This window comes from Aeromonas sp. ASNIH2 (assembly GCF_002934795.1).
Classification (GTDB): Bacteria; Pseudomonadota; Gammaproteobacteria; order Enterobacterales; family Aeromonadaceae; genus Aeromonas; species Aeromonas caviae.
The window spans coordinates 2,297,501-2,322,769 of record NZ_CP026406.1 but is presented as its reverse complement, the minus strand read 5'-3'; the positions used below and the strand labels follow the sequence as shown (position 1 = coordinate 2,322,769).

The window sequence follows — 25,269 nt, the reverse complement described above, 5'->3', positions numbered from 1 at the left end:
GCCATCCAGATGAAGATCTTCAGAATTCTGCTGCTGTCCCTGGGGTGTACCCTCTTGAATACACAGGCCTTCGCCAATGAGGAAGAGGCCACCGATCCCGCCTCCTCCGCCGTCCAGCCGGGATTCGCCTATCACGCTCTGGATCCGGACATCATCACCAACTACCTTGGCGACGGCAAAACCCTCGGCTATGTACGGGTGACGGTAGAGCTGATGGCCACGGACGCTGCCGACCTCAAGTTGCTGGAGCAGCACGACCCCCTGATCCGCGACGCCATCATCCGGCTGATTGGCAGCAAGACGGGCGCACAGATCAAGTCCCTGGTGAACCGGGAAGAGCTGCGCAAGGAGTGTGAGGCCAAGGTCAATGAGCTGCTGGTCAAGGAGACAGGCAAGAAGGCGGTCCGCGAGCTCATCTTCACCAAATACCTGTACCAGTAACCACACCGGGAGGGGTCCTGCCCCTCTCACCCGTTGCATTCACTGTCGAGGACGTCATGGGTCACAAGACGCTGTGTGAGTGGCGCCGTCACGAGATCCCCGCCGATCTCAAGACGCTGCGCAAGATTGTGCGTAAACCCAAATTCGTGTGTGGCAAGTGTGCCCGCAGCGCCAATGACAAGGATTACCTGTGCCAGCCGCTGCGGCTGAAGCATAAAGAAGGGTAGGTAACTCTTCTCACGAAGAGGTTCACACAAGATTTCAGAAGAGAGAGGAAGGCTGATTTATTGATCAGTCCAGCCATGGCGACCCTGTTCAAACAGGCGACGGGCCTGCACGTCGTTGGGACAGACGCCGCGATACTCCTCTCCCGACCGTCCTGCCAGATAGAGATGCTCGGGTCGGCAATACCAGGCCAGCCCCTTCTGGCGACCCAGCTCCCAAAGGGCAAGGTCCACTTTTTCCCCGCACTGGGTCTGGTGAAAAGCAACCCGATCGCCAGCAAAACCGAGCTTGCCGTCCGCCTCTCCCACGTCGCTCCACACCTTCTCGCAAGGGTCGTCGGAGTTGGAAACACAGCCCCCGAGCAGGGCGGCACAAAACATGATGACGAGTGAGCGCATATTCATCCTTGGCGTCGTTGGAATCGTTGTTGAGCCGCTGCCTGCCTCGTACAGCGTCATTTGAGCAGTTCATTCTAACCAGCCCGCCCCGTTCTCACCAAGGGCTGCCCCCCTCGCCACACAAAAAATCGGGCGGGCACCAGGCCCGCCCTCAGGCGTTACAGGGAGTCACTGATCGTCGAGAGGGTCATAGTCCTGCCAGCTCTCGTCATCCAGCTCCTCCAGATCGTCTTCCCAGGATTCCGGCTCCCAGTCATCATCGAGATCGAAATCAGGCGTCTGCGTACCCATGCTCATTCTCCTTGGATAGTGCACCGGCCTACAAAGTCTATCCAGAATAATGGGGCTCGCCAGTGGTTCCGATCAGAGCTTGACCTGGGTGCAGCCACCTGGAGTCATGGCTCCGGTGGCATCCACGCTCTGCTCCAACCCGGTGACAGACCGGGCGAACACGTCGGCTGGCAGTTTCCGCGCAGGACGACGACGCACCAACCGGGTCTTCGGTCACAACGCCTTGAACATGCTTGCCTCGCCCTGTCGTGGCATCGCTCCTCAGGTGCTCTGGCGCTTTTGCAATTGAAAATCCAGGGCGAGGCTCATGCCGGCCACCTCCTCGCCCGCCAGCTGGCGCAGGATCAGCTCCGCCGCCTCCCTGCCCATCTGGTGATAGGGGATCCTGACCGAAGTCAGCGCAGGATGACAGGCGCGCGCCACATCCAGATCGTCGAAACCGGCGATGGCGAGCTTGCCCGGCACGCTCAGATGGCGGCGCTGGCATTCGAACAGCACCCCGGCCGCCAGCTCGTCGTTGACGCAGATCAGCGCATCCAGTTCGGGCCAGCGCAACAGAAACTCCCCCAGCATGGCCGCCCCCGTGCTAAAACTCGGCAGCTCAGAGGTATTGATGATGGCGTCCGGGGAGAGGTAGTTGTCCAGCAGCGCCTTCTGCCAGCCCTGCATGCGCTGCTGCAGCATCCACTGCTCCTGGCGGGCACAGAGAAAGCCGATGTTGCGATGACCGCGCTCGATGAGGTGGCGGGTCAGCTGATAACCGGCATCGAAGTTGGAGACCCCGACGTTCATGTCGATGGGATGGCGCGCCATAGCTCCCACCTCCACCACCGGCAAGCGGGCCGCCTGCAGGCGCTGCCGGATGACCTCCCCGGGATCCCCCCCAAACAACACCACAGCGGCCGGATTGTGCTGCAGGAAATTGCTGAGCAGGCTGGCCTCCTGCTGCTTCAGGTGCTGGGCATCCCCCAGCATGATCTGGTAGCCCTCGGCGAGCAGGGTCTGCTGCAGCCCGGCAATCATGTCACCGCAGGCGCGCTCCGCCAGGCTGGGGACGATGACCACTATGGTCTGGGAAGTGGCGGAAGCCAGCGCCCCCGCCGCCCGATTGGGGATATAGCCGAGTTCATCCACCGCCGCCTCGATGCGCTCTCGCATCTTGTCTGACACCAGCTCGGGGGTGCGCAGGGCGCGCGACACCGTCATGGCTCCCACGCCAGCCAACTGAGCCACGTCGTTGAGGGTCACCCGACCCGTGCTGCGGCGTTTTTTCGCTTCTGACATCCTTTCCCTTCCTCGGCATACGGGCATTCACTTTAAGGCAAAAGCAGGGCATTGACTATTTGCTCAAACCGGATTTTACCTTCTTTGAGGCCGATAAGGGGCAGGATGAATCCCTTCTGTGAGAGAAATGATAGCGCTATCACAGATCAATGTTAGCGCTATCTGGTAGCGCTAACTTTCGCGATCAAGCTCACAGTTATCAAAGGGCAAGATCGCTAGATTGGCGCCATCCTATCCAGCCCGGACACTGCCATGCTGACCCAATTGCTGACCGAGGAGGTCATTTCCATCGAAGCGGGCGCCCGCGACTGGCGCCACGCCATCGAGCTGGCCACCGCCCCCCTGCTGGCCAACGGCACCATAGAGCCCTCCTATGTGGCGGCGCTCTATCGCTCCCACGAGGAGCTCGGCCCCTACTACGTGCTGGGACCGGGCCTGGCCATGCCCCACGCCCGCCCGGAAGACGGCGTAAACCGGTTGGGACTGGCGCTGACCGTGCTGAAGGAGGGGGTCAACTTCGGCTCCGAGGGCAACGACCCGGTCCGGCTGCTGGTCACCTTGGCCGCCAGCGACAGCAACTCCCACGTGGAGACCATCGCCCAGCTGGCCGAACTGTTCATGAATGAAGAAGACGTGGCGGCCATCATGACGGCCACCAGCAAAGACGACATCTTGCGCATCCTGGCGCGTTATTGAGTGGCGCCCTGCGCCCCACAGAGGAAGAGAACATGAAAATTCTGGTTGTATGCGGACACGGCCTGGGCACCAGCCTGATGATGGAGATGAGCATCAAGAGCATTCTCAAGGAGCTGGCCGTGACGGCCGAGGTGGATCACCGGGATCTCGCCTCCGCCGGCAACGAGCGCGCCGAGATCTTTGTCGCCACCCGCGACATCGCCGAACAGCTGGTCAGCATGGGCGTCGACGGCCGGCTGGTATCGCTGGACAACATGGTCGACAAGGCCGCCATGAAAGAAAAACTCGCCATCGCCCTGCGCGAGCTGGGCGCACTCTAACCCCTTTGCGACTGTCTGGGCGGCCGGTGAGCCGCCGCTTCCATCTGCTTGGAGCTGACCATGGAATTTTTCAATTTTCTGATGTTTGACGTGCTGTCGGAGCCGGCCGTGCTGGTTGGCCTGATCGCCCTCATCGGCCTGATCGCCCAGAAGAAACCGGTGACCGAGTGCATCAAGGGCACGGTCAAGACCATCATGGGCTTCGTCATCCTGGGAGCCGGCGCCACCCTGGTGGTGAACTCGCTGGGCGACTTCGCCACCATCTTCCAGCACGCCTTCGGCATCAAGGGGGTGGTGCCCAACAACGAGGCTATCGTCTCCATCGCCCAGCAGTCGTTCGGCAAGGAGATGGCGATGATCATGTTCTTCGCCATGCTGGTGAACATCCTGATCGCCCGGCTCACCCCGTGGAAGTTCATCTTCCTGACCGGTCACCACACTCTCTTCATGTCGATGATGGTGGCGGCCATCCTCTCCGCCGGCGGCATGAGCGGCATCCCGCTCATCGCGGTGGGCAGCCTGGTGGTCGGCGTGACCATGGTGCTGTTCCCGGCCCTCGCCCACCCCTACATGAAGCAGATCACCGGCTCGGACGATGTGGCACTCGGCCACTTCTCCACCTGCTCCTACGTGCTGGCCGGCTGGATCGGCGCCAAGTTCGGCAACAAGGCCCACAGCAGCGAAGAGGTGCAGGTGCCCAAGAGCCTGCTGTTCCTGCGCGATACCCCGGTGGCCATCTCCTTCACCATGGGCATCATCTTCCTTATCACCTCCCTGTTTGCCGGTGCGGATTACGTATCGGAAGTCGCCAAGGGCAAACACTGGTTCATGTTCTCCCTGATGCAGTCCATCACCTTCGCCGCCGGTGTCTACGTCATCCTGCAGGGGGTGCGGATGGTCATCGCCGAAATCGTGCCGGCCTTCAAGGGGATCTCCGACAAGCTGGTGCCCAACGCCAAGCCGGCACTGGACTGCCCCATCGTCTTCCCCTACGCCCCCAATGCGGTGCTGATCGGCTTCCTGTCGAGCTTTGCCGCCGGTCTGGTGGGCATGGTGCTGCTCTATCTACTGGGGCTCACCGTCATCATTCCGGGGGTGGTACCGCACTTCTTCGTCGGCGCGGCGGCCGGGGTGTTCGGCAATGCCACCGGCGGTCGTCGCGGCGCCCTGCTGGGAGCCTTCGCCAACGGCCTGCTGATCACCTTCCTGCCGGTGTTCCTGCTGCCGGTACTGGGGGATCTCGGCTTTGCCAACACCACCTTCAGCGATGCCGACTTCGGCGTGGTGGGGATCCTGCTCGGCCTCATCGTACGCTGATCACTCTTGCCCATCGGGGGCATGGCCGACGGTGCCATGCCCCCGCTCATCCTCCCGTACTGCCAGCCGGGCCCCACCAGCCCAAACAACGTCGAAAATATGTGCAAACACAGTGCGTTGGATCGGATTTTCACCCCATAGCGGCAGCATCTGACAGGGGAGTACGATATGCTGATGCGCTGACGTTCAACCCGACCTCGCTCGAGGCCCTTTCCATGAAATACCTGGTAGTACAAACTAAACAGATAGGAGATGTGCTGATCTCCACCGCACTGTGCAACAACCTCAAGCAGCACGACCCTGCCGGGGAAGTTCACTATCTGGTCATGGATTACTGCGCGGGCATGGCAGAGGGAAACCCCAACATCGATCGATTGATCGTCATCGAGAAGGCGCGCCGCAACGAGTGGCGCTACATGAAGGATTTGCTGCTGGGCATTCGCCGCGAGCGCTACGATGTGGTGATCAACAGCCAGGGCCAGATGATAGGCCTGCTGACCTGCCTCTTCTCCGGCGCCCGCCTGCGGATCGGCTTCGACTCTTTCCCATGGCGCCTGGGCCACAACCGCATCGTGCGCTTTCGCCATGACACCGAGCATCAGGGCAACAGCACCCTGGTGGACGACCGGTTTTCACTGCTCAAGCCGCTCAAGCTGGCCAGCGAAGATCGCAACTACTACCTCTGGCTCAGCGACGGGGAGAGACAACGGGGGCGCGAGACCCTGCTGGCCGCTGGCGTCGACCCGACCCGGCCACTCATCGCCATGGGGGTCAACTCCCTCGGTCACTACAAGCGCTGGCCCATCGACTGCTTCGCCGAGGTGGCGCGCTGGCTGATCGAGCAGCACGACGCCCAGATCCTGATCTACTGCGGGCCGGGGGAAGAGGAGTACAACCGCAGCCTGAAGCCGTTACTGCCAGCAGCGCTGCAGGCCAGCGTGTTTGACCATGTTCAGACCCGCTCGGTACGGGAACTGGTGGGGCTCTTCGCCCATTGCCAGCTGTTTGTCGGCAACGACACTGGCCCACGGCACATGGCGCAGGCCATCGATCTGCCGCTGCTGACCATAGTGGCCCCAGGCGGCGACAAGATCATCGCCAACCCGGTGAACCACCCCCGGTATCAGGCCATCGATATCTTCGACGCCAAGGGGGCGGATTATCAGTTGCCGACCCAGGAGAAGGACTTCTTCGATGAAGCCCTGTTCCGCTCAATTACACCTGAGCTGGTTATTCAGCGGCTAGCGGCTCTGCTTGCTCAGTCACGGACAGCAGACTAGCTAGCGCCTCGCAGACGGCCCGGTCATCGACATTGTTCATGTCGGCATTCAGGCCAGGGGAGTCGCTAAACAGGATCCGGACCCGCGGCGTGCTGGTCGGCAACCACTGGTTGAACGTCTCACCATGGCGCGGATAGATAGCCACCAGCGGCTTCTCCAATCCGACGGCGATATGCACTATGGCGGTGTCCACCGACAGCACAGCCATGCACTGCTGAACACAATAAATAGCATCATCTATGGTTTTTACGCCCTCCAGCAGCATAACATTGCTAGCCGCGCTAGCTCTGAGCATGGCCTCCGCCGCAGCATAAGTTGCGGGTGAAGAGAGCACTCCGAAGCGATAGGCAGCGAACTCGGTTGCCAAGGTCTTCAACAACTCAACCATCTTGGCGTGCGAGAACGACTTGTACTGAGTGCTGCCGAAGGGGTTGATGAGGATGAGGTCATCACAGGCCGAGGTCACATTCCCCTTCTCTGCCACTGGGATCATGTACTTCTGATCTACTTCTTTCGCACCCAGCAGTGACAGCAGATAGCGATATTTATCCTGGAACAGCATGCCCGCCGTCGCCTCGGACAACTTCACATTGACACGTCCGATACTGTCGTCGAGGGAGGCAACATTGGTCGACGAGAGTTTGTGCAGGAGATATAGATCCTTCATCTTCATCCCCTCGGTGAGATGTATCACCAGATCGACATGGGGAATGGCTGACACCATCTTGCCAATAGCACCGTAGCCGGGTCGCTTGTTGATCTCGATGACCTCATCAACCCCGAAACAATCCCGATACAGGCTGGCCAGGGCTGGGGTCGTGATAACCGTCACTTTCTTGTTGCCCGGCAGTTTTTTTAGCTCCCGGAAGAAAAAGGAGGAGATAAAGGAATCCCCCAGCTTGGCATCCCAGCGAACCACCAAAATATGCTTGATATCCCCCTGGATGCCGAGTGGCATCTTCTTGTCAAACAAGAGAATACCCAGGGCTCTGCGCACCCGATCACGTAATAGCTGTAAATAACTGATCACTATCGAACCTCGTCATCGGTCACATGAGGACCATAGTTACGATCATCGATCGTGGTATCGAACAGACCGACATCCATGCAGCAAGGCTCAACACCCGAGGCCGTCAGACCGTTGAGTTGCAAGCGGCCTGTCAGATAATCGGATGGCATCCGAATGGGGTAGGCCTTGCTCAGCAGTTTCTTGGCGCCAGACAGAGTCAAGATATATCCTGCCGTCGATATGATGCCTCGCTTGGAGTTCCGGCTCGGGGAGATATATTTGGCAAGACGATACCCTTCCGGCATCTTCTTCATCCATGGCCAAGACTTCACCTTGCCATGGTACAAGAAAATAATATCTGACTGGCAAGCAGACATGGCCTTCGACACTATGGCCTTGAAGTGGCTGTGCAGATAGATGTCATCCTCCAGCACGACACAGTGCTCTATATTCTTGGTAACCATCATCTCATATATGCGGATATGGCTCATGGCACAGCCAACCTCACCCAAACTCAGATCGTGACCACAAAACTGTCTGGCCATGAGGAAGTCCACGTTTTTCAACTCATCTTCTGAGAGTTTTTTACCATCAACGGCATCAAAGAAAACAAAATCGACAGCACGGCTGCTCATGTGCTTCTCAATAAAGGCGCGTCGATCATGGCTCCTGGCCAAACTGATCACGAAAACTGGAATCATGATATTTTATTTTCCCTATCATACTTTATTTCTATCGCACACCAGCAGAACACCAAACTCAGCACATATATATACAACGTGTTCTGATGTTCAAAAGGCACATCACTTAATGCACTGATGGCAAAGGATAGAGGAATCACTGCGTATGGAGTCCCCCATCCTTTTCTTTCTATGAAAATTTTCATTGGGTAGAATATGAAAATAATCAGTGCCAATAGACCCACAATTCCTCGAATAATCAGATTCTGCATATACTGGTTATGAGCATGAGCCAATGCAGAATCCAATACTAGGGGTGAGATCAGTCCTTGCGACACCTGCTGTTCTTTGACGGATCTGAACCCATCCGAGCCCACACCTATCAGTGGTGCATCCAAAAAACCTAACCAGGCACTCTTCCAAGCCACAACGCGCAGTCCCCACGAAGACCCGTAAGAACCCACGCTCATTTGATTTATATCTGATGCTGCAGCAGAAATTCTATCTTGAACAAGTGTATTCGTATGATAGATCACACCAAGACACATAATAAACAGTAATGCTATGGCACTATATTTCCATGGTTTGAAAATAGCTTTATACAGTACAAGGTAACTAATAACGACACCCAATGCCAACCAGACACCACGACTTTGTGAAAGATAAAGTGCAAGTATAGAACACCCAAGTGAAATGAGAGAAAACACTTTCACCAATGGATATCCTCTAGATTTAACAAATACGCACCAATTCAGAATGACCAATGTCAGTGCTGCTTGAGAAAACAGGATTGCATTGGTGAAGCCTTCAACTCTGACAATACCATCTAAATGCTGCCAAACACTCAAGGCTCCTAACCCAACACCACCCATCAGGATAGATATAGCCCCCAGAGTCAACAGTATTTTCTTGCGCGGCATAACCAAAGAAAAAACCGCCACATATAATAAATTTCGCATGACTCCGTATTGGTCACCATGAATCATTCTATTCAGCATGATCACGGCACCGTAGAATATGAAGACCCAGATCAGGCGGCGATCGATAAAGAATACATCCTTGTTTCCTCCAACAAAGTAGTTCAACAGGCCAAAGAGACCCGACACCACCAGCAAGTTGGAGAGGATGCTCTGGCCAGGAGGGACCAGAAACAACCCACAGAAGGCAAACATTATGGTTAGTGCATAAACAGTGGTCGTTGCTCTATCGAGCAGTTCGTGAGGCTTAATAGACATCAATACTTATTTCCTGAATACATAGTTGCCACGGATCTTGCGCCACAGGCCGAACATGTCGGTGCGGGGGAAGATGGCGATCCGGCGGATCTGGAACGGATCCCGGTGCATGGCTCTGGGGCCGCTGTTGGTGGCCACAGCATAGCGATAACCGGCGGCAACGGCCTGGGCTTTTGCACTGTCGTTCAGATCCCCGTAAGGATAGGCAAACGAGATCAGGGGATGGCCGAGCAACTGCTCCAGCCAGGCCTTGTTGGCCTGGATCTGGTGGGCCTGCTCCTCTGGGGGGAGCGTACTCAGGCGGGGGTGAGTCAGGGTATGGCCCCCGATCTCCACATGACCGGAGGCCACCAGCGCCTTGATCTCCTCCGGGGTCATCAGGGTCACCGGGGTATCGGGGTGGGTCGGGTGCTCCACATCCCAGCGATTGTGATCCTCACCGGTCACCACATAGACCACCGCCTTGTAGCCATACTTTTCCAGCAGCGGCAGCATGCGGGTGAGGTTGTCCCGATAGCCGTCGTCCACGGTGATCATCAGGTACTTCTTGCCGTATTGCAGCCGGTGGATGAACCCGTTCTCCGCCAGGTCGGCAAATGTCAGCGTCTCGTAGCCCAGCCACTTCATCAGCTTGAGGTGCTTCTCGAACATGGCGACTGGGAGCCAGGTGCCATGCACTCCCTTTTCGCTCTCGTGCTTGATGAAGCGGTGATACATGATGACCGGCATCTCCCGGCGCAGAGTCTCGACCACGGCATCCTGATAGACGGATTCCAGCCCGGTCACGACGCCTTGCAAGTCATACTCTTGCAGGATCCGCTGGCGCACTGGGTCTGGCACCACCTTGGAGGCCAGCGCCGAGGGGATCTGCGCCTTCAGCCCGGCAAAGTCGATGGCCAGATCTCTGGGGCCGATGTCGCCGAAGTTGCTGGCAAGCGCTTCGTCCAGATTCTGCTCAGTCACCAGACCGATGGCCCTGGCTTCGCCGATGGCAAACGCCGGACGACCGCACAGCAGCGCCTCCATCGCCACCCGACCGGCACCGATCACCAGATCGCAGCCCGCCATCAGGGCGGGCACATCGTCCACATAACCGACGAAGTCGACCTTGTCCTGAAAACGCGCAAAACGCGCCGGCACCTGGGTGCCGCTGACGACGCGCACCCGACAGGCTTCCAGATCCAGCACCTCGTCCAGCAGCCGGTAGCAGAGCTCCCCCTTGGGACCGCTCAGCCGGCCTATGATGGCGATCACCGGTTTGTCGTTGTCCGGTATCGGCACGGGCTGGAACTTGTCGGTCTCGATGCCGTTGCGCAGCACCTGCACCATGGCCGGGTCCACCCCCAGGTTGTCGATGATCTGGCTGGCGATATCCTCGCACACCGCCACCGCCCGATAGCCCAACGCATGGAATGCCTTGCGGGAGGCGTGTACCGGCTGGCGCCCGTGCACCGTGGTGATCATGGGGGTTCTGGTCAGCTTGCAGGCGACGTAGCTGCTCCAGCCCGAGGCGCGCGAATGGGCGTGCACAAGCTGGATCCTGTGCTTGCGGATCAGATAGATGAGATAGAAGACGTGCCAGAAGCGGCGCAGGATACTGCGCTTGTTGAAGCGCAACCGAAAGACCGGCCCCAGAGTCGGCTTGGTCAGGGTGTCAGAGACGTAGAAAACCTGGTGGCCACGGCGGGTCAGCTCGTTGCCGACCGTGGTGGCATAGACCTCCGCGCCCGTCACTTCGAGCTGGGAGAGAGCCATCAATATGTTCATGCAAGCGCATCCGATCGACGGGTGGCCAGAGCCACCCGCCAGAGGGGGATCAAGCCCGGTTCAACCAGGCCATGTAATCGGCCACGCCTTCGGCCACAGTCTTGAACTCGCCGTCATAGCCGACGCCGCGCAACTTGGTGAGATCCGCCTGGGTGAAGCTCTGGTAGCGACCCTTGAGGTGATCCGGGAAGGGAATGTATTCGATGGCGCCTTTCTGGTGATGCCTGATCACGGCTTCCGCCACGTTCTGGAACGGCTCAGCCCGGCCGGTGCCGCAGTTGAAGATGCCGGAGTGCTGCGGATTCTGCCAGAACCAGAGGTTCACCTTGCAGACGTCGTCCACGTAGATGAAGTCGCGCATCTGGCCGCCATCCGGGAAGCCGTCACAGCCCTCGAACAGCTTGGGATTGTCACCCTGCTTCACCTGGGTATTGAGGTGGAAGGCCACGGACGCCATGGATCCCTTGTGCTGCTCGCGGGGACCATAGACGTTGAAGTACTTGAGACCCACCACCTGGGAGTTGATCTCCGGCATCCAGCGACGCACGTACTGATCGAACAGCTGCTTGGAGTAGCCGTAGACGTTGAGGGGCTGCTCGAACCTGGGATCTTCGATGAAGTTGTCGTTGCGCCCGCCATAGGTCGCGGCGGAAGAAGCGTAGATGAAGGGGATTTCCCGCTCGATGCAGTAGTGGAACAGATCCTTGGAGTACTCGTAGTTGACCTCCATGATGAACTTGCCGTTCCACTCGGTGGTCGCGGAGCAGGCGCCTTCGTGGAAGATCACCTCGATGCCGTCATCCCACTCCTCGAATTCGTCACCGGAGACGATCCGCGCCTGGAACTCGTCCTTGTCCATGTAATCGGCGATGGTGAGGTCGACCAGGTTGACGAACTTGGTGCCGTCGGTCAGGTCATCGATGACCACGATATCGGTCCGTCCTTGAGCGTTCAGCTGCTTGACCAGATTGCTGCCGATAAAGCCAGCACCGCCAGTTACTACGATCATGGAGTTTGCCTCGCGTACGTTGTGGCCCCGTGTGACTGCCTGTTAAAGCTGTGTATAGTGGGCCAATTTGAAATTGCCGAAAAGTTTATCACGGGCCGCAAGGGGATTCGACCTCGATGACTTTTCCCCTTAGGGCCCGGCAGAGGGACCAGCGATGAAGACCAGAGACAGGATCATCCACAGCGCCACCGAGCTGTTCAACGATCAGGGCGAGCGCAACATCACCACCAACCACATTGCCGCACACCTTGGCATCAGCCCGGGCAACCTTTACTACCACTTCAGAAACAAAGAAGACATCATCCACTCCATCTTCGATCAGTACGCCCGCCACCTGAGCGACAGCTTCACCCCGATCCGCAGCAGCGCGATCCGGCTGGAGGATCTGATGGGCTACCTGGATGCCATCTTCTATTTGATGTGGCAGTTCCGCTTCTTCTACGCGAACCTGCCGGACATCCTGAGTCGCGACGAGCTGCTGCAGCAGAAATACCTCAAGGCACAGGAGCAGCTCCGTGCCACCGTGGAGACGCTGCTCAGAAGCCTGCGCGAAGGCGGCATCATCGCCGTCAGCGATGAAGACCTGCCGGATCTCGGTCAGACCATCAAGATGGTCGTCACCTGCTGGATCCCGTTCCAGATCGCCCAGGCCCCGGCCACCCGCATCACCAAGCCCCTGCTCTACCAGGGGGTCTTGCGGGTGCTGTTTTTGCTGCGCCCCTACGTGCAGCCACAAGTGGCTCCCCAGATACATCAACTGGAGCAACATTATCTCCAACTGGCCCAACCAGCCGGGTGAGATCTGTTTCACAATTGTTGATTATCAGCATAAAAATTTGAATTTATACGCAGGGATTACAGTAAAATGTTGCCCATTCTAGGGTCTGTCGGCGTTTCGTCGCGACCGTGACGACGCCGAACCGTGCGGGTTGCACGGCCCGGGATCCTGATAACACAGTCGATACAGCAATGAGGACCGAGGATGTCTAACGGATTCTATCGTCACCTGACCGCACAGCTCGAACAGGTCAAGGCGGAAGGGCTATACAAGCAGGAGCGCATCATCACCTCGGCCCAGCAGGCCCAGATTGCGGTGGGCGGCGAGCAGGTACTGAACTTCTGTGCCAACAACTACCTGGGGCTGGCCAACCATCCCGACCTGATTGCCGCCGCCCATCAGGGGCTCGACAGCCACGGTTTCGGCATGGCCTCGGTGCGCTTCATCTGTGGTACCCAGGACCAGCACAAGGAACTGGAGCAGAAGCTGTCCGCCTTCCTCGGCACCGAAGACAGCATCCTCTACTCCTCCTGCTTCGACGCCAACGGCGGTCTGTTCGAGACTCTGTTCGGTGCCGAAGACGCCATCATCTCCGACGCCCTCAACCATGCCTCCATCATCGATGGGGTGCGGTTGTGCAAGGCCAGGCGCTATCGCTACGCCAACAACGACATGGCCGAACTGGAAGCCCAGCTCAAGCAGGCCGATGCCGACGGCGCCCGCTTCAAGCTGATCGCCACCGACGGTGTCTTCTCCATGGATGGCGTCATCGCCGACCTCAAATCCATCTGCGATCTGGCCGACAAGTACGACGCGCTGGTGATGGTGGATGACTCCCACGCCGTCGGCTTCATCGGCGAGAACGGCCGCGGCACCCACGAATACTGCGAGGTGATGGAACGGGTCGACATCATCACCGGCACCCTGGGCAAGGCGCTGGGTGGCGCGTCCGGTGGCTACACATCCGGCAAGAAAGAGGTGATCGACTGGTTGCGTCAGCGCTCCCGTCCCTACCTCTTCTCCAACTCCCTGGCACCCTCCATCGTCTCGGCCACCATCAAGGTGATCGACATGCTGGCCGAGGGTCACGACCTGCGTGCCCGCCTCAAGGAGAACAGTGCCTACTTCCGCGAGCGCATGAGCGCCGCCGGCTTTACCCTGGCCGGCGCCGATCACGCCATCATTCCGGTCATGCTGGGGGATGCCAAACTGGCCGCCGAGATGGCGAGCCGCATGCTGGACGCCGGTATCTACGTGGTGGGCTTCTCCTTCCCCGTGGTACCCAAGGGTCAGGCGCGCATCCGGACCCAGATGTCCGCCGCCCATACCCGGGAGCAACTGGACAAGGCGATCGATGCCTTCATTCGCATCGGTCGCGAGCTCGGTGTGATTTGATCACATGGCTGGCTGATTAAAACGGGGGCCAAGGTTGGGCCCCATTTTATTACCCTCTGTACCCGGCATGGCGCCGTGAGGAATCTGTCATGAAAGCACTCTCCAAACTCAAATCCGAAGTCGGCATCTGGATGACCGATGTCCCGGCTCCCGAGCTCGGCCACAACGATCTGCTCATCAAGATCCGCAAGACCGCCATCTGCGGCACCGACATGCACATCTACAACTGGGACGAGTGGGCCCAGAAGACCATTCCCGTCCCCATGGTGGTAGGGCACGAGTATGTGGGAGAGGTGGTCGCCGTCGGCCAGGAAGTGCGCGGCTTCGCCATCGGCGATCGCGTCTCCGGCGAAGGCCACATCACCTGCGGCCACTGCCGCAACTGCCGTGCCGGTCGCACCCACCTGTGCCGCAACACCATTGGTGTGGGTGTGAACCGCCCGGGATCCTTCGCCGAATACCTGGTGATCCCGGCCTTCAACGCCTTCAAGCTGCCGGACAACATCCCCGATGAGCTGGCCGCCATCTTCGATCCGTTCGGCAACGCCGTGCACACCGCCCTCTCCTTCGACCTGGTGGGTGAAGACGTGCTCATCACCGGCGCAGGCCCCATCGGCATCATGGCTGCTGCCGTCTGCCGTCACGTTGGCGCCCGTCACGTGGTGATCACCGACGTCAACGAATACCGGCTGGAACTGGCCCGCAAGATGGGCGCCACCCGTGCCGTCAACGTGGCCAAGGAGAAGCTCTCCGATGTCATGGAAGATCTCGGCATGACCGAAGGGTTCGATGTGGGGCTGGAGATGTCCGGGGTGCCCAGCGCCTTCCAGGACATGATCGACAAGATGAACCACGGCGGCAAAATCGCCATGCTCGGCATTCCTCCCTCCACCATGGCCATCGACTGGGGCAAGGTGATCTTCAAGGGACTCTTCATCAAGGGGATCTACGGTCGCGAAATGTTCGAAACCTGGTACAAGATGGCAAGCCTCATCCAGTCTGGCCTGGATCTCAGCCCCATCATCACCCACCATTTCCATATCGATGACTTCCAGCAGGGCTTCGAAGCCATGGGCTCGGGCAAGTCCGGCAAGGTGATCCTGAACTGGGATTGAGGACACGCGAGGGGCGCCTGGGCAATCAGCGCGCCCTATTTTGTTCAGCCTCACGAAACCCGGCGCATGCCGGGTTTTTTTATGTGGGATCACCCCTTCCTGCTCTGCCACTTTGTTTGCAGATTGCTTAACACTTCACACACAAGCGTTTAAATGACTGTAACTATTCGGTTATAATCCCGTCGTTTTCTGGGGATAATAAGAGCCTGCTGGGAGTACATGAGCGTGTTGAAAAAACTGAGCTATTTGCTGGCTGCCGGGATGGCGGCCGCCACTCTGTCCGGCGCCGTCCTTGCCGCCGATGACATGTCGACAGAGGCCATCGCCGAGCGTATTGCCCCGGTTGGCCAGGTTTATACCGCCAAGGATCTGGAAGGCATTGCGACCGCGGCGGCGGCGCCTGCGGCAGCCTCCTCCGGCCCACGTGACGGAGAGACCGTGTTCAAGGGTGCCTGCTTCGCCTGCCACGATACCGGTGCCGCCGGCGCCCCCAAGCGAGGTGACAAGGCCGCCTGGGAGCCACGCATCGCCCAGGGATTCGACACCTTGCGCAAACACGCCATCGAAGGCTTCACCGGCAAGGCTGGCATGATGCCACCGCGGGGGACCTGTGCCACCTGCAGTGACGAAGAGATCGAGAACGCCATTCACTACATGATCGACAAGCTCTAAGTAATTGAAAGGGCTCCTCTTGCAGCCCTTTCAATCCCATCACTTCCGACTACGCTTGAAGGTAAGTTTTTTCGGGAGTGTTGCATGTCAGTTCAGCCCACCACACCGCCAGACTCGCACTCCTTGCTGGCGGTCGTCTCCTCCATCATGGATTTTCCCGCCCCCGGCATTGCCTCCCCCGAGGATTACGCCCGACTGGTCGGTCTGCTGGACACACTCTGCCCTCTGCAACATTTCGCCATGCTGGGGCTGGCCGACGGGGGGCTGAACTGGCGCTACACCTATCAGCTTCCCGACGTGTTCAAACAACAATTGGGACGGGAAGAACCTCGCCTAACCGAACAGCTCACCCGGCTCGATGAAGGTCAGGGCTGGTGTGTACAGCCTGTGGAGCATATCGACGTGCAGTGGTTGCTGGCACGCAGCACCCCGGATCAGGCACCCACCCTGAGGTTGCTGCTGGAGTGCCTGGCCAAACGCCTGCACGAAACCCAGACCGGTACCCAGCTGGCGGGGCAGGCTTCCCCTCTCATGCAGCGGGATCCCCAGTGGCAGGAGAAAATCGAGAAGATCGGCCGAGTGATGCGCCTGGCTCACAACCTGCCTCAGCATGCCCTGTTTGCCCAGTTGGAAGCTGTGTTGCGCCAGATGCTCTCGGTCAGCGACATGTTGCTGATCCGGCTGGAAAACCAGCGACTGGAGCGACTCTATCCACCACACCTGACATACGACGATGACATCATTCGGGCCATGTGCCACAGCACCAACAGCGTAGAGCGCCATGAAGAGGGGCTTTACTGGTGCAGCCTGCCCCTGCGCCAGCAGCAGCAATACTTTGCCCACCTCATCCTCAACATGACCCGGCCTCTGGAAACCGATGACAGGCTGTTCCTCGATTTCCTGCGCCATCAGCTGACCCTGTTGCTGGAGCTCAAAAGGGTGCGACAGCAACTCGATGAGCTCAACTCGGAGGAGTCCATCAACCAGCGCCTCCAACAGCTGCGCCAAACCAACCTGAGGTTGCAGAAACGGCTCAAGCATCATCAGGAGCTGGAGCGGCGGCTCCAGTTCAATGCCCTGCACGACCCGCTGACCCAGTTGCCAAACCGGGCGCTGCTGATGAATCACCTGCATCATGCCATGACCCGCTACCGCCGCTACCAGACAGCCGGCTTCACCCTGATCTTCGTCGATGTGGATCACTTCAAGCAGGTCAATGACGCCTTGGGCCACAGTGCTGGCGATCAGTTGCTGCAGGAGCTGGGCAGCAGGCTGCAAGGCTGCATCCGGCAAAATGACATGGTGGCGAGGCTCGGAGGGGACGAATTCGTCATCTATCTGGACAACAGCCAGCGGGAAGAGGACATCAGCCCCGTGCTCAATCGCCTGATTGGCCGTATCGGCCATCCGTTCCGGCTCCAGGGCAACGAACTGACCATCACCGTCAGTCTGGGGGTCGCCAGCGTGACGGAGCAAACGGCCGATGTCAGTAAACTGCTGCACCAGGCAGACCTCGCCATGTACCAGGCCAAGCGCAACGGTCGCAGCCGCATCGTCATGTATTCGGAGGCCTGTACCGAACAGGCGGGGTCACCGGAAGAGCGGCTCTTCAGAGCCTTGCGGGAAGGGCGGATTGTGCCCTACTTCCAGCCGGTGATCAGGCTGTGTGACAGCCGCCTGGTCGGACTGGAGGTGATGGCGCGCTGGATAACGGAGGAAGGGGAGCTCAAGGATGCATTCGACTTCATTCCTCTGGCGGAACAGTGCGGCCTCATTCAGGATCTGGACCGCCAGATCCTCAAGCGCACCTGCCAGCAACTGAAGCTTTGGCAACCCGCCTCCGGGGTCGGTCGTTTCAGGATAGCCATCAACCTCTCCGGCAAGCACCTGGCCAGCCACGAGCAGATCATGCAACTGCTCACCATCATGGAGGAGGAGGGTGTCATCCCCGCATGTTTCATCTTTGAGTTCAACGAACGCGAGCTCTCCCGGCAGAGTGCCGACTCCCTCACAGCCTTGCATGAACTGAGGGCGAAAGGGATCCAGGTCAGCCTGGATGACTTCGGCACCGGCTTCTCTTCCCTCAACGCCCTGTTTCACTTCCCGGTGGATTACATCAAGGTGGACGACAGCTTCACCCATCGCATGTTGAACTCACCCAAGGATCTGGCGCTTATCCGTGCCATGCGGGACATCTGCCAGGACCTCGACTTCACCCTGGTGGTCGAGGGGATCGAAAATCAGCAGCAGTTGCAAAAGCTCATCGAGCTTGGCTGCACCCTCGGGCAGGGGCGCCACATCTCCCCCCCGCTACCGGGAGCCGATATTCCCCCCCTGCTGGGTCAGGCCGCCCGAGAGGCCAAGCCTTCCGGCCTCAATCCTTCTTGAACAGGGCCCGCAGGTTGGCGACACCAACCTGCCCCTTCTGCTGGCGTTCCTCTGCCGTCACCTTCTTCTGGTTTTCCCACTCCAGGTCATCCTGGGGCAGCTCCAGCAGGAAGCGGCTCGGCTCCGGCCGCACCGACTCGCCAAACTGGCGACGCTCCTTGCAGAGGGTAAAGGTCAGCTCGGTCTGGGCCCGGGTAATCCCCACGTAGGCGAGGCGTCGCTCCTCCTCCACGTTGTCCTCGTCGATGCTGGTCTGGTGCGGCAGTAACCCCTCCTCCATGCCCACCATGTAGACATAGGGAAACTCCAGTCCCTTGGAGGCGTGCAATGTCATCAGCTGCACCTGATCCGCCTCATCCTCCCCTTCGTTGCGCTCCATCATGTCCCGCAGGGTGAGGCGAGTCACCACCTGAGCCAGCGTCATCGACTCCTCCAGCTCATCCCCTTCCAGCATCTCGCTGATCCAGCGATAAAGGGTGGAGACGTTTTGCATCCGCATCTCCGCCGCCTTCGGACTGGGGGAGGTCTCATAGAGCCACTCCTCATAGTGGATCTCCTTGATCATGTCCCGCACCGCCTCCACCGGATTGCCGCGCAGCGCCTGATCGCCGAGCCGTACCAGCCAGTTGGTGAAGGCCTGCAGGGCGGATAAACCGCGTCCGGAGAGGTGTTGCTCCAGCCCCAGCTCGAAACTGGCGGCAAACAGGCTCTTGCCACGCTGGTTGGCGTACTGGCCCAGTTTTTCGAGGGTGGTGGGGCCTATCTCGCGGCGCGGCAGGTTGACCACCCGCAGGAAGGCGGTGTCCTCATCCGGGTTAACCAGCAGCTTGAGGTAGGCCATGATGTCCTTGATCTCGGTACGGGAGAAAAATGAGGTACCGCCCGAGATACGGTAGGGTATGCGGTTGGTCATCAGCGCCTTCTCGAAAATGCGCGACTGATGGTTGCCCCGATAGAGGATGGCGTAATCCTTGAAGCGGGTGCGGTTCATGAACTTGTGACCCATCAGCTCGGCGGCGATGCGCTCCGCCTCGTGCTCCTCGTTCTTGGCAAACAGCACCTTGAGCTTCACCCCCTCGTCCAGCTCGGAGAAGAGCGCCTTGTCATAGACGTGGGGGTTGTTGGCGATCAGGATGTTGGCGCACTTGAGGATGCGCCGCTTGGAGCGGTAGTTCTGCTCCAGCTTGATGAGTCGCAGATTGGGGAAGTCTTCGTTCAGCAGCACCAGGTTCTGCGGCTTGGCCCCGCGCCAGGAGTAGATGGACTGGTCATCGTCACCCACCACGGTGAAGCGGGCTCGCTCGCCGACGATCTGCTTCACCAGCTCGTACTGGCTGGTGTTGGTGTCCTGGTATTCGTCGACCAGCAGGTAGCGGATCTTGTTTTGCCAGCGCTCGCGCACCTCCTGGTTGCTCTTGAGCAGCAGGGTCGGCATCACGATGAGGTCGTCAAAATCCAGCGCGTTGTAGGCCACCATCTGGCGGTGGTAGCGCTCGTAGAGCTGAGCCATCAGCACCTCTTCCGGCCCGCGGGCGATGCGCATGGCCCGGGCAGGCAGGATGAGGTCGTTCTTCCAGTTGGAGATCTGGCTGATGAGGGCCGAGAGCTTGTCCTTGTCGTTGTCGAGCTCAGCCTCGGTCAGCTCCTTGAGCAGCGCCAGCTGATCGGTGTCATCGAACAGGGAGAAGTTGGCCTTGAGATTCAGGCTCTTGTGCTCGCGGCGGATGATCTCAAGCCCCAGAGTGTGGAAGGTGGAGACCATCAGCCCCCGCGCCTCCTTACGGCCCAGGGTCTGACCGACCCGCTCCTTCATCTCCCGCGCCGCCTTGTTGGTAAAGGTGACCGCCGCTATGTTGCGTGCGTTGTAGCCGCACTGCTGTACCAGATAGGCAATCTTGTTGGTGATGACGCGGGTCTTGCCCGATCCGGCACCCGCCAGCACCAGGCAAGGGCCGGAGACATACTTGACCGCTTCGTTCTGATTGGGGTTGAGCTTCATGGGCCGGATCTCTTGGCTTATGATGAGGGGCGGCATTGTAGCAGAGATCCCGCGGGCAGCCGAAACCGGGCACGGGATCCCGCCACTTCATCTTGTGTTTGCCCGCCATTTTCCGGATCATGACCGACTTTTCCAGACGAGATGAGGGGAGCATGAATCAGCAACAGCACGCCCGGCTGCGCAGCCAGTTTCCGGCCTTGGCGCAGGAGGTGAACGGCCACCCTCTGGTCTATCTGGACAACGCCGCCACCACCCAGAAACCGCAAGCCGTGCTGGATGCGATCAATCACTACTATCGGGCCGACAATGCCAACGTGCACCGCGCCGCCCATGCCCTGAGCGGCCGGGCCACACGCGCCTTCGAAGATGCCCGCGAGACGGTTGCCCGCTTTATCAATGCCCCTCGCAGCCACGAAGTGATATGGACCCGTGGCACCACGGAGGCGATCAATCTAGTGGCACAGAGCTGGGGGATGAGCGAGCTGAGGGCGGGGGATGAAATCGTGCTCAGCACCCTGGAGCATCACGCCAATATCGTCCCCTGGCAGCTGGTCGCCCAGCGTACCGGTGCCGTGATCCGGGTCGTCCCCCTCGATGAGCGGGGCGATCTCGACATGGCTGCCTATCACGCCATGCTGGGACCACGCACCCGACTGGTGAGCGTGGCTCACGTCTCCAATGCCCTTGGCACCGTCAATCCAGTCAAAGAGATGGTGGCAGCGGCCAAGGCGGTCGGGGCCCTGAGCCTCATCGACGGCGCCCAGGCGGTGGCCCATCTCGTGGTGGATGTGCAGGCTATCGGCTGCGACTTCTACGCCTTCTCCGGCCACAAGCTCTATGGCCCGACCGGGATCGGCGTGCTGTGGGGCCGCACTGAGCTATTGGAGCGGATGCCCCCCTGGCAGGCCGGCGGCGAGATGATAGACAGGGTCAGCTTCAGCGGCACCACCTTCAACACCCCGCCCTTCAAATTCGAGGCAGGCACCCCCCATATTGCCGGCGCCATCGGCCTGGCCGCAGCCATCGGCTTTGTGATGGAGCAGGACAAGGATTCATTGGCCAGCCATGAAGCGGCGCTGACCGACTATCTGGTTGCCGGACTGCAACAGGTGCCAGGGCTGTGTCTGGTCGGCGAACCCGGTCAGCGCGCCGGCGCGGTCTCTTTCCTGCTGGACGACATCCACCCGCAAGATGCCGCCACCCTGCTCGACATGCAGGGCATAGCCCTGCGGGTCGGCCATCACTGCGCCATGCCGCTGATGGAATCGCTTGGTGTCGGCGGCACGATGCGCGCCTCCCTGGCCTGCTACAACAATCGGGACGATGTCGACGCCCTGCTGGCCGCCCTGCACAAACTCCGTGACTTCTTCTAAGGCAGACAATCCAATGAACAGCATCGCAACCTATACACCCATAGGCCTTGAGCCCGATGCCGACGCCATCCGCCAGCAGTTTGCCGCAGCCCACGGCTGGGAAAACCAGTACAGACTCATCATCCAGCTCGGCAAACTGCTGCCTGCACTGCCCGGCGAATGGCAGCAGGAGGCATTTCGCCTCAAGGGGTGTGAGAGCCAGGCCTGGTTGAAGGGGGAGAAAGGTGAGGATGGTAACTGGCACTTTGCTTGCGATTCCGATGCCCGCATTGTGCGTGGCCTGATCGTCATTGCACTGGCGGCGCTCAACCACCGGAGTGCAGAGGCCATTCGGACCTTCGATATGGACGGCTATTTCGCCGAACTGGGGTTGGAGAAACACCTGAGCCCGTCGCGGGGCAACGGGCTCAGGGCAATAGTGCAGGCGATCCGGAAACAGGCCGTCTAACCCGCCTTGTTCAGCGGTCGATTAGGCTTCGCCAATCGACCCGGCGTTTTCATTCCCGGCCTCTTTCTCTGCGCGGGCCCCGCGCTCGGCAATCTTCTTCAACACCCGGGACGCGGCCACCAGACCAAAGGTCGCCGTCACCGGCGTCACGGCGCCGAAGCCGGAGGCGCAATCCATCTTCATATTGCCGTCGCTGGCCGCCTTGGCCTGACAGGTGCCACCATGGCCATCCGGATAACTCAGCTGCTCGGTTGAGAAGACACACTCCACCCCGAACTTGCGCGCCGGATTCTTGCTGAAGTTGTGCAGCCGACGCAGGTCGGAGCGCACCTTGGCGGCCAGCGGATCCTGAATGGTCTTGGCCAGATCGACCACGGTGATCCGGGTCGGGTCCATCTGCCCGCCGGCACCACCCGCCACGATCACCGGGATCTTGTTGCGCTTGCAGAAGGCAATCAGCGCCACCTTCGCCTTGACCGAGTCGATGGCATCCACAACATAGTCAAACTCCCGCTTGATATGCTCGGCCAGGTTGTCAGCGGTGACGAAGTCATCCACCTCGATCACCTCGCAATCCGGGTTGATGGCACGAATGCGCTCGGCCATCACTTCGGTCTTGAGACGACCGACCGTCCCTTGCATGGCGTGGATCTGGCGATTGGTGTTGGTGATGCAGATGTCATCCATGTCGATCAGGGTGATCTGGTTGATGCCGGCACGGGCCAGCGCCTCTGCGGCCCAGGAACCAACGCCACCGATCCCCACCACACAGACTCTTGCCAGGCTGAAGGAGTGCAGCGCACTCTGACCATAAAGACGGGCAATGCCCCCGAATCGCTGTAGATACTCTGCTTTCATACCACCACCTTGCTTGAGGGCGGCCATTATAGCGGCAACCATTCTCAGGGGCGATGATCGGATGATGACAGTGTTGATGCGAGCGGGAAATGAGTGTGGTGCCGGAAACGAAAAAAAGCCCAGTCTTTCGACTGGGCTTCTTGTTAGTGGCGGAGCGGACGGGACTCGAACCCGCGACCCCCGGCGTGACAGGCCGGTATTCTAACCGACTGAACTACCGCTCCGCATTCGGTTAGCTTTCGCTAAATCATTTGCCGCTTCTATGAGGTGTCATCCTCGCAGCCAGCGTCGTGATGTTGCACGATGCTGTTTAATTGGGTGCCTGGCAGTGTCCTACTCTCGCATGGCGAATGCCACACTACCATCGGCGCTACAGCGTTTCACTTCTGAGTTCGGCATGGGGTCAGGTGGTTCCACTGCGCTATTGCCGCCAGGCAAAATCTTAATCCAGAAAGCTGACGTGAATAACGACTTTGCTAGTTGCTTGTCATTATCACTGAATTTGTAAGTAGTTCACTCATTCGCTACAAGGCCAGAAACACTTCTTGGGTGTTGTATGGTTAAGCCTCACGGGTAATTAGTATGGGTTAGCTCAACGTATCGCTACGCTTACACACCCCACCTATCAACGTTGTGGTCTCCAACGGCCCTTTAGGACCCTCAAGGGGTCAGGGATGACTCATCTCAGGGCTCGCTTCCCGCTTAGATGCTTTCAGCGGTTATCGATTCCGAACTTAGCTACCGGGCAGTGCCACTGGCGTGACAACCCGAACACCAGAGGTTCGTTCACTCCGGTCCTCTCGTACTAGGAGCAACTCCCTTCAATCATCCAACGCCCACGGCAGATAGGGACCGAACTGTCTCACGACGTTCTGAACCCAGCTCGCGTACCACTTTAAATGGCGAACAGCCATACCCTTGGGACCGACTTCAGCCCCAGGATGTGATGAGCCGACATCGAGGTGCCAAACACCGCCGTCGATATGAACTCTTGGGCGGTATCAGCCTGTTATCCCCGGAGTACCTTTTATCCGTTGAGCGATGGCCCTTCCATTCAGAACCACCGGATCACTATGACCTACTTTCGTACCTGCTCGACCTGTCCGTCTCGCAGTTAAGCTGGCTTATGCCATTGCACTAACCTCCTGATGTCCGACCAGGATTAGCCAACCTTCGTGCTCCTCCGTTACTCTTTGGGAGGAGACCGCCCCAGTCAAACTACCCACCAGGCACTGTCCGCGAGCCCGATTCAGGGCCCTGCGTTAGAACATCAAACATACAAGGGTGGTATTTCAAGGACGGCTCCAGCGCAACTGGCGTCACGCCTTCAAAGCCTCCCACCTATCCTACACATGTAGGTTCAATGTTCAGTGCCAAGCTGTAGTAAAGGTTCACGGGGTCTTTCCGTCTAGCCGCGGGTACACCGCATCTTCACGGCGAATTCGATTTCACTGAGTCTCGGGTGGAGACAGCATGGCCATGGTTACACCATTCGTGCAGGTCGGAACTTACCCGACAAGGAATTTCGCTACCTTAGGACCGTTATAGTTACGGCCGCCGTTTACCGGGGCTTCGATCAAGAGCTTCGCTTGCGCTAACCCCATCAATTAACCTTCCGGCACCGGGCAGGTGTCACACCCTATACGTCCACTTTCGTGTTTGCAGAGTGCTGTGTTTTTGATAAACAGTCCCAGCCATCTGGTCACTGCGACTCCCGACAGCTCCATCCGCAAGGGACTTCACCATCAAGAGCGAACCTTCTCCCGAAGTTACGGTTCTATTTTGCCTAGTTCCTTCACCCGAGTTCTCTCAAGCGCCTTGGTATTCTCTACCCGACCACCTGTGTCGGTTTGGGGTACGATGACTTGTAATCTGAAGCTTAGAGGCTTTTCCTGGAAGCAGGGCATCAATGGCTTCCGCACCGTAGTGCGTTCGTCTCGTGTCTCAGTGTTGTGTCTCCGGATTTGCCTAGAAACACCACCTACGCACTTTCACCAGGACAACCGTCGCCTGGCCCACCTAGCCTTCTCCGTCCCCCCATCGCAATTACAAGTCGTGCAGGAATATTAACCTGCTTCCCATCGACTACGCCTTTCGGCCTCGCCTTAGGGGTCGACTCACCCTGCCCCGATTAACGTTGGACAGGAACCCTTGGTCTTCCGGCGAGGAGGCTTTTCACCCCCTTTATCGTTACTTACGTCAGCATTCGCACTTCTGATATCTCCAGCATACCTCTCGATACACCTTCGCAGACTTACAGAACGCTCCCCTACCACTCACGCTTAGCGTGA

At 59.0% G+C, this 25,269-nt stretch carries 23 protein-coding genes, 1 tRNA gene and 2 rRNA genes (1 of these 26 running past the window's edge); 13 read left to right on the top strand and 13 right to left on the bottom strand.

Annotation, left to right across the window (positions count from 1 at the left end; genetic code table 11):
- The first annotated feature begins 9 nt into the window (after positions 1 to 9).
- Both C3F36_RS10895 and C3F36_RS10890 read left to right on the top strand, forming a co-directional pair.
- Positions 10 to 441, top strand: coding sequence for a flagellar basal body-associated FliL family protein (locus tag C3F36_RS10895; RefSeq protein WP_010672440.1), 432 nt, complete (start codon positions 10 to 12; stop codon positions 439 to 441).
- A gap of 56 nt (positions 442 to 497) precedes the next feature.
- Positions 498 to 668: a hypothetical protein gene (locus tag C3F36_RS10890; RefSeq protein ID WP_010672439.1), complete on the top strand. Its 171-nt coding sequence runs from the start codon at positions 498 to 500 to the stop codon at positions 666 to 668.
- Between the two features lie 57 nt (positions 669 to 725).
- Here C3F36_RS10890 and C3F36_RS10885 read toward each other — a convergent pair whose 3' ends face one another.
- From C3F36_RS10885 to C3F36_RS10875, 3 genes are all read right to left on the bottom strand, one after another.
- A complete protein-coding gene (locus C3F36_RS10885; RefSeq protein ID WP_080989975.1) occupies positions 726 to 1,070 on the bottom strand; it encodes a DUF2799 domain-containing protein in 345 nt (114 codons plus the stop codon).
- Between the two features lie 162 nt (positions 1,071 to 1,232).
- Positions 1,233 to 1,355 (bottom strand): hypothetical protein, encoded by a 123-nt coding sequence (locus C3F36_RS24010; RefSeq protein ID WP_104455057.1) that lies wholly within the window; start codon positions 1,353 to 1,355, stop codon positions 1,233 to 1,235.
- 261 nt (positions 1,356 to 1,616) lie between these two features.
- A complete protein-coding gene (locus C3F36_RS10875) occupies positions 1,617 to 2,639 on the bottom strand; it encodes a LacI family DNA-binding transcriptional regulator (protein ID WP_041212112.1) in 1,023 nt (340 codons plus the stop codon).
- A 252-nt stretch (positions 2,640 to 2,891) separates the two neighbouring features.
- On the opposite strand from C3F36_RS10875, the gene C3F36_RS10870 reads away from it, so the two are divergent.
- From C3F36_RS10870 to C3F36_RS10855, 4 genes are all read left to right on the top strand, one after another.
- Positions 2,892 to 3,335 (top strand): PTS sugar transporter subunit IIA, encoded by a 444-nt coding sequence (locus C3F36_RS10870; RefSeq protein ID WP_104455056.1) that lies wholly within the window; start codon positions 2,892 to 2,894, stop codon positions 3,333 to 3,335.
- Positions 3,336 to 3,367: 32 nt separating this feature from the next.
- A complete protein-coding gene (locus tag C3F36_RS10865; RefSeq protein WP_199769692.1) occupies positions 3,368 to 3,655 on the top strand; it encodes a PTS sugar transporter subunit IIB in 288 nt (95 codons plus the stop codon).
- Positions 3,656 to 3,715: 60 nt separating this feature from the next.
- The gene (locus C3F36_RS10860) at positions 3,716 to 4,972 is read left to right on the top strand and encodes a PTS ascorbate transporter subunit IIC (protein WP_010635518.1); all 1,257 of its coding nucleotides are present in this window, start codon (positions 3,716 to 3,718) and stop codon (positions 4,970 to 4,972) included.
- Positions 4,973 to 5,187: 215 nt separating this feature from the next.
- On the top strand, positions 5,188 to 6,252 hold the full coding sequence (locus tag C3F36_RS10855; RefSeq protein WP_103858484.1) for a glycosyltransferase family 9 protein: 1,065 nt from the start codon (positions 5,188 to 5,190) through the stop codon (positions 6,250 to 6,252).
- Here C3F36_RS10855 and C3F36_RS10850 read toward each other — a convergent pair.
- The 5 genes from C3F36_RS10850 to rfaD are packed head-to-tail and all read right to left on the bottom strand — an operon-like array spanning position 6,203 to position 11,952.
- Positions 6,203 to 7,282, bottom strand: a complete 1,080-nt coding sequence (locus C3F36_RS10850; RefSeq protein WP_103244031.1) for a glycosyltransferase family 9 protein — start codon at positions 7,280 to 7,282, stop codon at positions 6,203 to 6,205. The genes C3F36_RS10855 and C3F36_RS10850 overlap by 50 nt on opposite strands.
- Entirely contained in the window at positions 7,282 to 7,962 is a 681-nt protein-coding gene (locus C3F36_RS10845) for a glycosyltransferase family 25 protein (RefSeq protein ID WP_104455054.1), read from the bottom strand. The genes C3F36_RS10850 and C3F36_RS10845 overlap by 1 nt, the downstream gene beginning before the upstream one ends.
- Positions 7,959 to 9,176: an O-antigen ligase family protein gene (locus C3F36_RS10840; RefSeq protein WP_104456035.1), complete on the bottom strand. Its 1,218-nt coding sequence runs from the start codon at positions 9,174 to 9,176 to the stop codon at positions 7,959 to 7,961. Before C3F36_RS10840 ends, C3F36_RS10845 begins: the two co-directional genes overlap by 4 nt.
- A 6-nt stretch (positions 9,177 to 9,182) precedes the next feature.
- Entirely contained in the window at positions 9,183 to 10,943 is a 1,761-nt protein-coding gene (locus C3F36_RS10835) for a polysaccharide deacetylase family protein (protein WP_104455053.1), read from the bottom strand.
- Between the two features lie 49 nt (positions 10,944 to 10,992).
- Positions 10,993 to 11,952: an ADP-glyceromanno-heptose 6-epimerase gene (gene rfaD, locus C3F36_RS10830; protein WP_039041134.1), complete on the bottom strand. Its 960-nt coding sequence runs from the start codon at positions 11,950 to 11,952 to the stop codon at positions 10,993 to 10,995.
- Between the two features lie 154 nt (positions 11,953 to 12,106).
- Between rfaD and C3F36_RS10825 the strand changes: the two genes are divergently transcribed.
- The 5 genes from C3F36_RS10825 (at position 12,107) to C3F36_RS10805 (ending at position 18,300) form a co-directional block, all read left to right on the top strand.
- On the top strand, positions 12,107 to 12,751 hold the full coding sequence (locus C3F36_RS10825) for a TetR/AcrR family transcriptional regulator (protein WP_104455052.1): 645 nt from the start codon (positions 12,107 to 12,109) through the stop codon (positions 12,749 to 12,751).
- Between the two features lie 183 nt (positions 12,752 to 12,934).
- A complete protein-coding gene (locus tag C3F36_RS10820; RefSeq protein WP_045522539.1) occupies positions 12,935 to 14,125 on the top strand; it encodes a glycine C-acetyltransferase in 1,191 nt (396 codons plus the stop codon).
- 89 nt (positions 14,126 to 14,214) lie between these two features.
- Positions 14,215 to 15,240: an L-threonine 3-dehydrogenase gene (tdh, locus tag C3F36_RS10815; protein ID WP_010672427.1), complete on the top strand. Its 1,026-nt coding sequence runs from the start codon at positions 14,215 to 14,217 to the stop codon at positions 15,238 to 15,240.
- Positions 15,241 to 15,459: 219 nt separating this feature from the next.
- A complete protein-coding gene (locus C3F36_RS10810; protein ID WP_039041132.1) occupies positions 15,460 to 15,912 on the top strand; it encodes a c-type cytochrome in 453 nt (150 codons plus the stop codon).
- 84 nt (positions 15,913 to 15,996) lie between these two features.
- On the top strand, positions 15,997 to 18,300 hold the full coding sequence (locus C3F36_RS10805; protein WP_104455051.1) for a putative bifunctional diguanylate cyclase/phosphodiesterase: 2,304 nt from the start codon (positions 15,997 to 15,999) through the stop codon (positions 18,298 to 18,300).
- Here C3F36_RS10805 and rep read toward each other — a convergent pair.
- A complete protein-coding gene (rep, locus tag C3F36_RS10800) occupies positions 18,287 to 20,299 on the bottom strand; it encodes a DNA helicase Rep (RefSeq protein WP_043155654.1) in 2,013 nt (670 codons plus the stop codon). The two genes, C3F36_RS10805 and rep, sit on opposite strands and share 14 nt — an antisense overlap.
- Before the next feature lie 152 nt (positions 20,300 to 20,451).
- Between rep and C3F36_RS10795 the strand changes: the two genes are divergently transcribed.
- Together C3F36_RS10795 and C3F36_RS10790 are read left to right on the top strand one after the other, a co-directional pair.
- The gene (locus C3F36_RS10795; protein WP_104455050.1) at positions 20,452 to 21,672 is read left to right on the top strand and encodes a cysteine desulfurase; all 1,221 of its coding nucleotides are present in this window, start codon (positions 20,452 to 20,454) and stop codon (positions 21,670 to 21,672) included.
- A 13-nt stretch (positions 21,673 to 21,685) separates the two neighbouring features.
- A complete protein-coding gene (locus C3F36_RS10790) occupies positions 21,686 to 22,120 on the top strand; it encodes a SufE family protein (protein ID WP_199769691.1) in 435 nt (144 codons plus the stop codon).
- Positions 22,121 to 22,141: 21 nt separating this feature from the next.
- Here C3F36_RS10790 and tcdA read toward each other — a convergent pair whose 3' ends face one another.
- The 4 genes from tcdA to C3F36_RS10770 all read right to left on the bottom strand — a co-directional run.
- A complete protein-coding gene (tcdA, locus tag C3F36_RS10785) occupies positions 22,142 to 22,978 on the bottom strand; it encodes a tRNA cyclic N6-threonylcarbamoyladenosine(37) synthase TcdA (protein ID WP_104455048.1) in 837 nt (278 codons plus the stop codon).
- Between the two features lie 147 nt (positions 22,979 to 23,125).
- A tRNA-Asp gene (locus C3F36_RS10780) sits at positions 23,126 to 23,202 on the bottom strand.
- A 96-nt stretch (positions 23,203 to 23,298) separates the two neighbouring features.
- Positions 23,299 to 23,413: ribosomal RNA gene (rrf, locus tag C3F36_RS10775) — 5S ribosomal RNA — on the bottom strand.
- Positions 23,414 to 23,534: 121 nt separating this feature from the next.
- Positions 23,535 to 25,269, bottom strand: a 23S ribosomal RNA gene (locus tag C3F36_RS10770) (it continues 1,154 nt past the right edge of the window).

What these genes read in the sequence shown, in the direction of transcription:
- tdh (WP_010672427.1), top strand. Translation starts at nt 14,215, where the DNA reads ATGAAAGCACTCTCCAAACTCAAATCCGAAGTCGGCATCTGGATGACC.
- C3F36_RS10865 (WP_199769692.1), top strand. Translation starts at nt 3,368, where the DNA reads ATGAAAATTCTGGTTGTATGCGGACACGGCCTGGGCACCAGCCTGATG.
- C3F36_RS10870 (WP_104455056.1), top strand. Translation starts at nt 2,892, where the DNA reads ATGCTGACCCAATTGCTGACCGAGGAGGTCATTTCCATCGAAGCGGGC.
- C3F36_RS10805 (WP_104455051.1), top strand. Translation starts at nt 15,997, where the DNA reads ATGTCAGTTCAGCCCACCACACCGCCAGACTCGCACTCCTTGCTGGCG.
- C3F36_RS24010 (WP_104455057.1), bottom strand. Translation starts at nt 1,355, where the DNA reads ATGGGTACGCAGACGCCTGATTTCGATCTCGATGATGACTGGGAGCCG.
- rep (WP_043155654.1), bottom strand. Translation starts at nt 20,299, where the DNA reads ATGAAGCTCAACCCCAATCAGAACGAAGCGGTCAAGTATGTCTCCGGC.
- C3F36_RS10860 (WP_010635518.1), top strand. Translation starts at nt 3,716, where the DNA reads ATGGAATTTTTCAATTTTCTGATGTTTGACGTGCTGTCGGAGCCGGCC.
- rfaD (WP_039041134.1), bottom strand. Translation starts at nt 11,952, where the DNA reads ATGATCGTAGTAACTGGCGGTGCTGGCTTTATCGGCAGCAATCTGGTC.
- C3F36_RS10890 (WP_010672439.1), top strand. Translation starts at nt 498, where the DNA reads ATGGGTCACAAGACGCTGTGTGAGTGGCGCCGTCACGAGATCCCCGCC.
- C3F36_RS10840 (WP_104456035.1), bottom strand. Translation starts at nt 9,176, where the DNA reads ATGTCTATTAAGCCTCACGAACTGCTCGATAGAGCAACGACCACTGTT.
- C3F36_RS10790 (WP_199769691.1), top strand. Translation starts at nt 21,686, where the DNA reads ATGAACAGCATCGCAACCTATACACCCATAGGCCTTGAGCCCGATGCC.
- C3F36_RS10835 (WP_104455053.1), bottom strand. Translation starts at nt 10,943, where the DNA reads ATGAACATATTGATGGCTCTCTCCCAGCTCGAAGTGACGGGCGCGGAG.
- C3F36_RS10795 (WP_104455050.1), top strand. Translation starts at nt 20,452, where the DNA reads ATGAATCAGCAACAGCACGCCCGGCTGCGCAGCCAGTTTCCGGCCTTG.
- C3F36_RS10825 (WP_104455052.1), top strand. Translation starts at nt 12,107, where the DNA reads ATGAAGACCAGAGACAGGATCATCCACAGCGCCACCGAGCTGTTCAAC.
- C3F36_RS10845 (WP_104455054.1), bottom strand. Translation starts at nt 7,962, where the DNA reads ATGATTCCAGTTTTCGTGATCAGTTTGGCCAGGAGCCATGATCGACGC.
- C3F36_RS10895 (WP_010672440.1), top strand. Translation starts at nt 10, where the DNA reads ATGAAGATCTTCAGAATTCTGCTGCTGTCCCTGGGGTGTACCCTCTTG.
- tcdA (WP_104455048.1), bottom strand. Translation starts at nt 22,978, where the DNA reads ATGAAAGCAGAGTATCTACAGCGATTCGGGGGCATTGCCCGTCTTTAT.
- C3F36_RS10810 (WP_039041132.1), top strand. Translation starts at nt 15,460, where the DNA reads ATGAGCGTGTTGAAAAAACTGAGCTATTTGCTGGCTGCCGGGATGGCG.
- C3F36_RS10820 (WP_045522539.1), top strand. Translation starts at nt 12,935, where the DNA reads ATGTCTAACGGATTCTATCGTCACCTGACCGCACAGCTCGAACAGGTC.
- C3F36_RS10855 (WP_103858484.1), top strand. Translation starts at nt 5,188, where the DNA reads ATGAAATACCTGGTAGTACAAACTAAACAGATAGGAGATGTGCTGATC.
- C3F36_RS10875 (WP_041212112.1), bottom strand. Translation starts at nt 2,639, where the DNA reads ATGTCAGAAGCGAAAAAACGCCGCAGCACGGGTCGGGTGACCCTCAAC.
- C3F36_RS10885 (WP_080989975.1), bottom strand. Translation starts at nt 1,070, where the DNA reads ATGAATATGCGCTCACTCGTCATCATGTTTTGTGCCGCCCTGCTCGGG.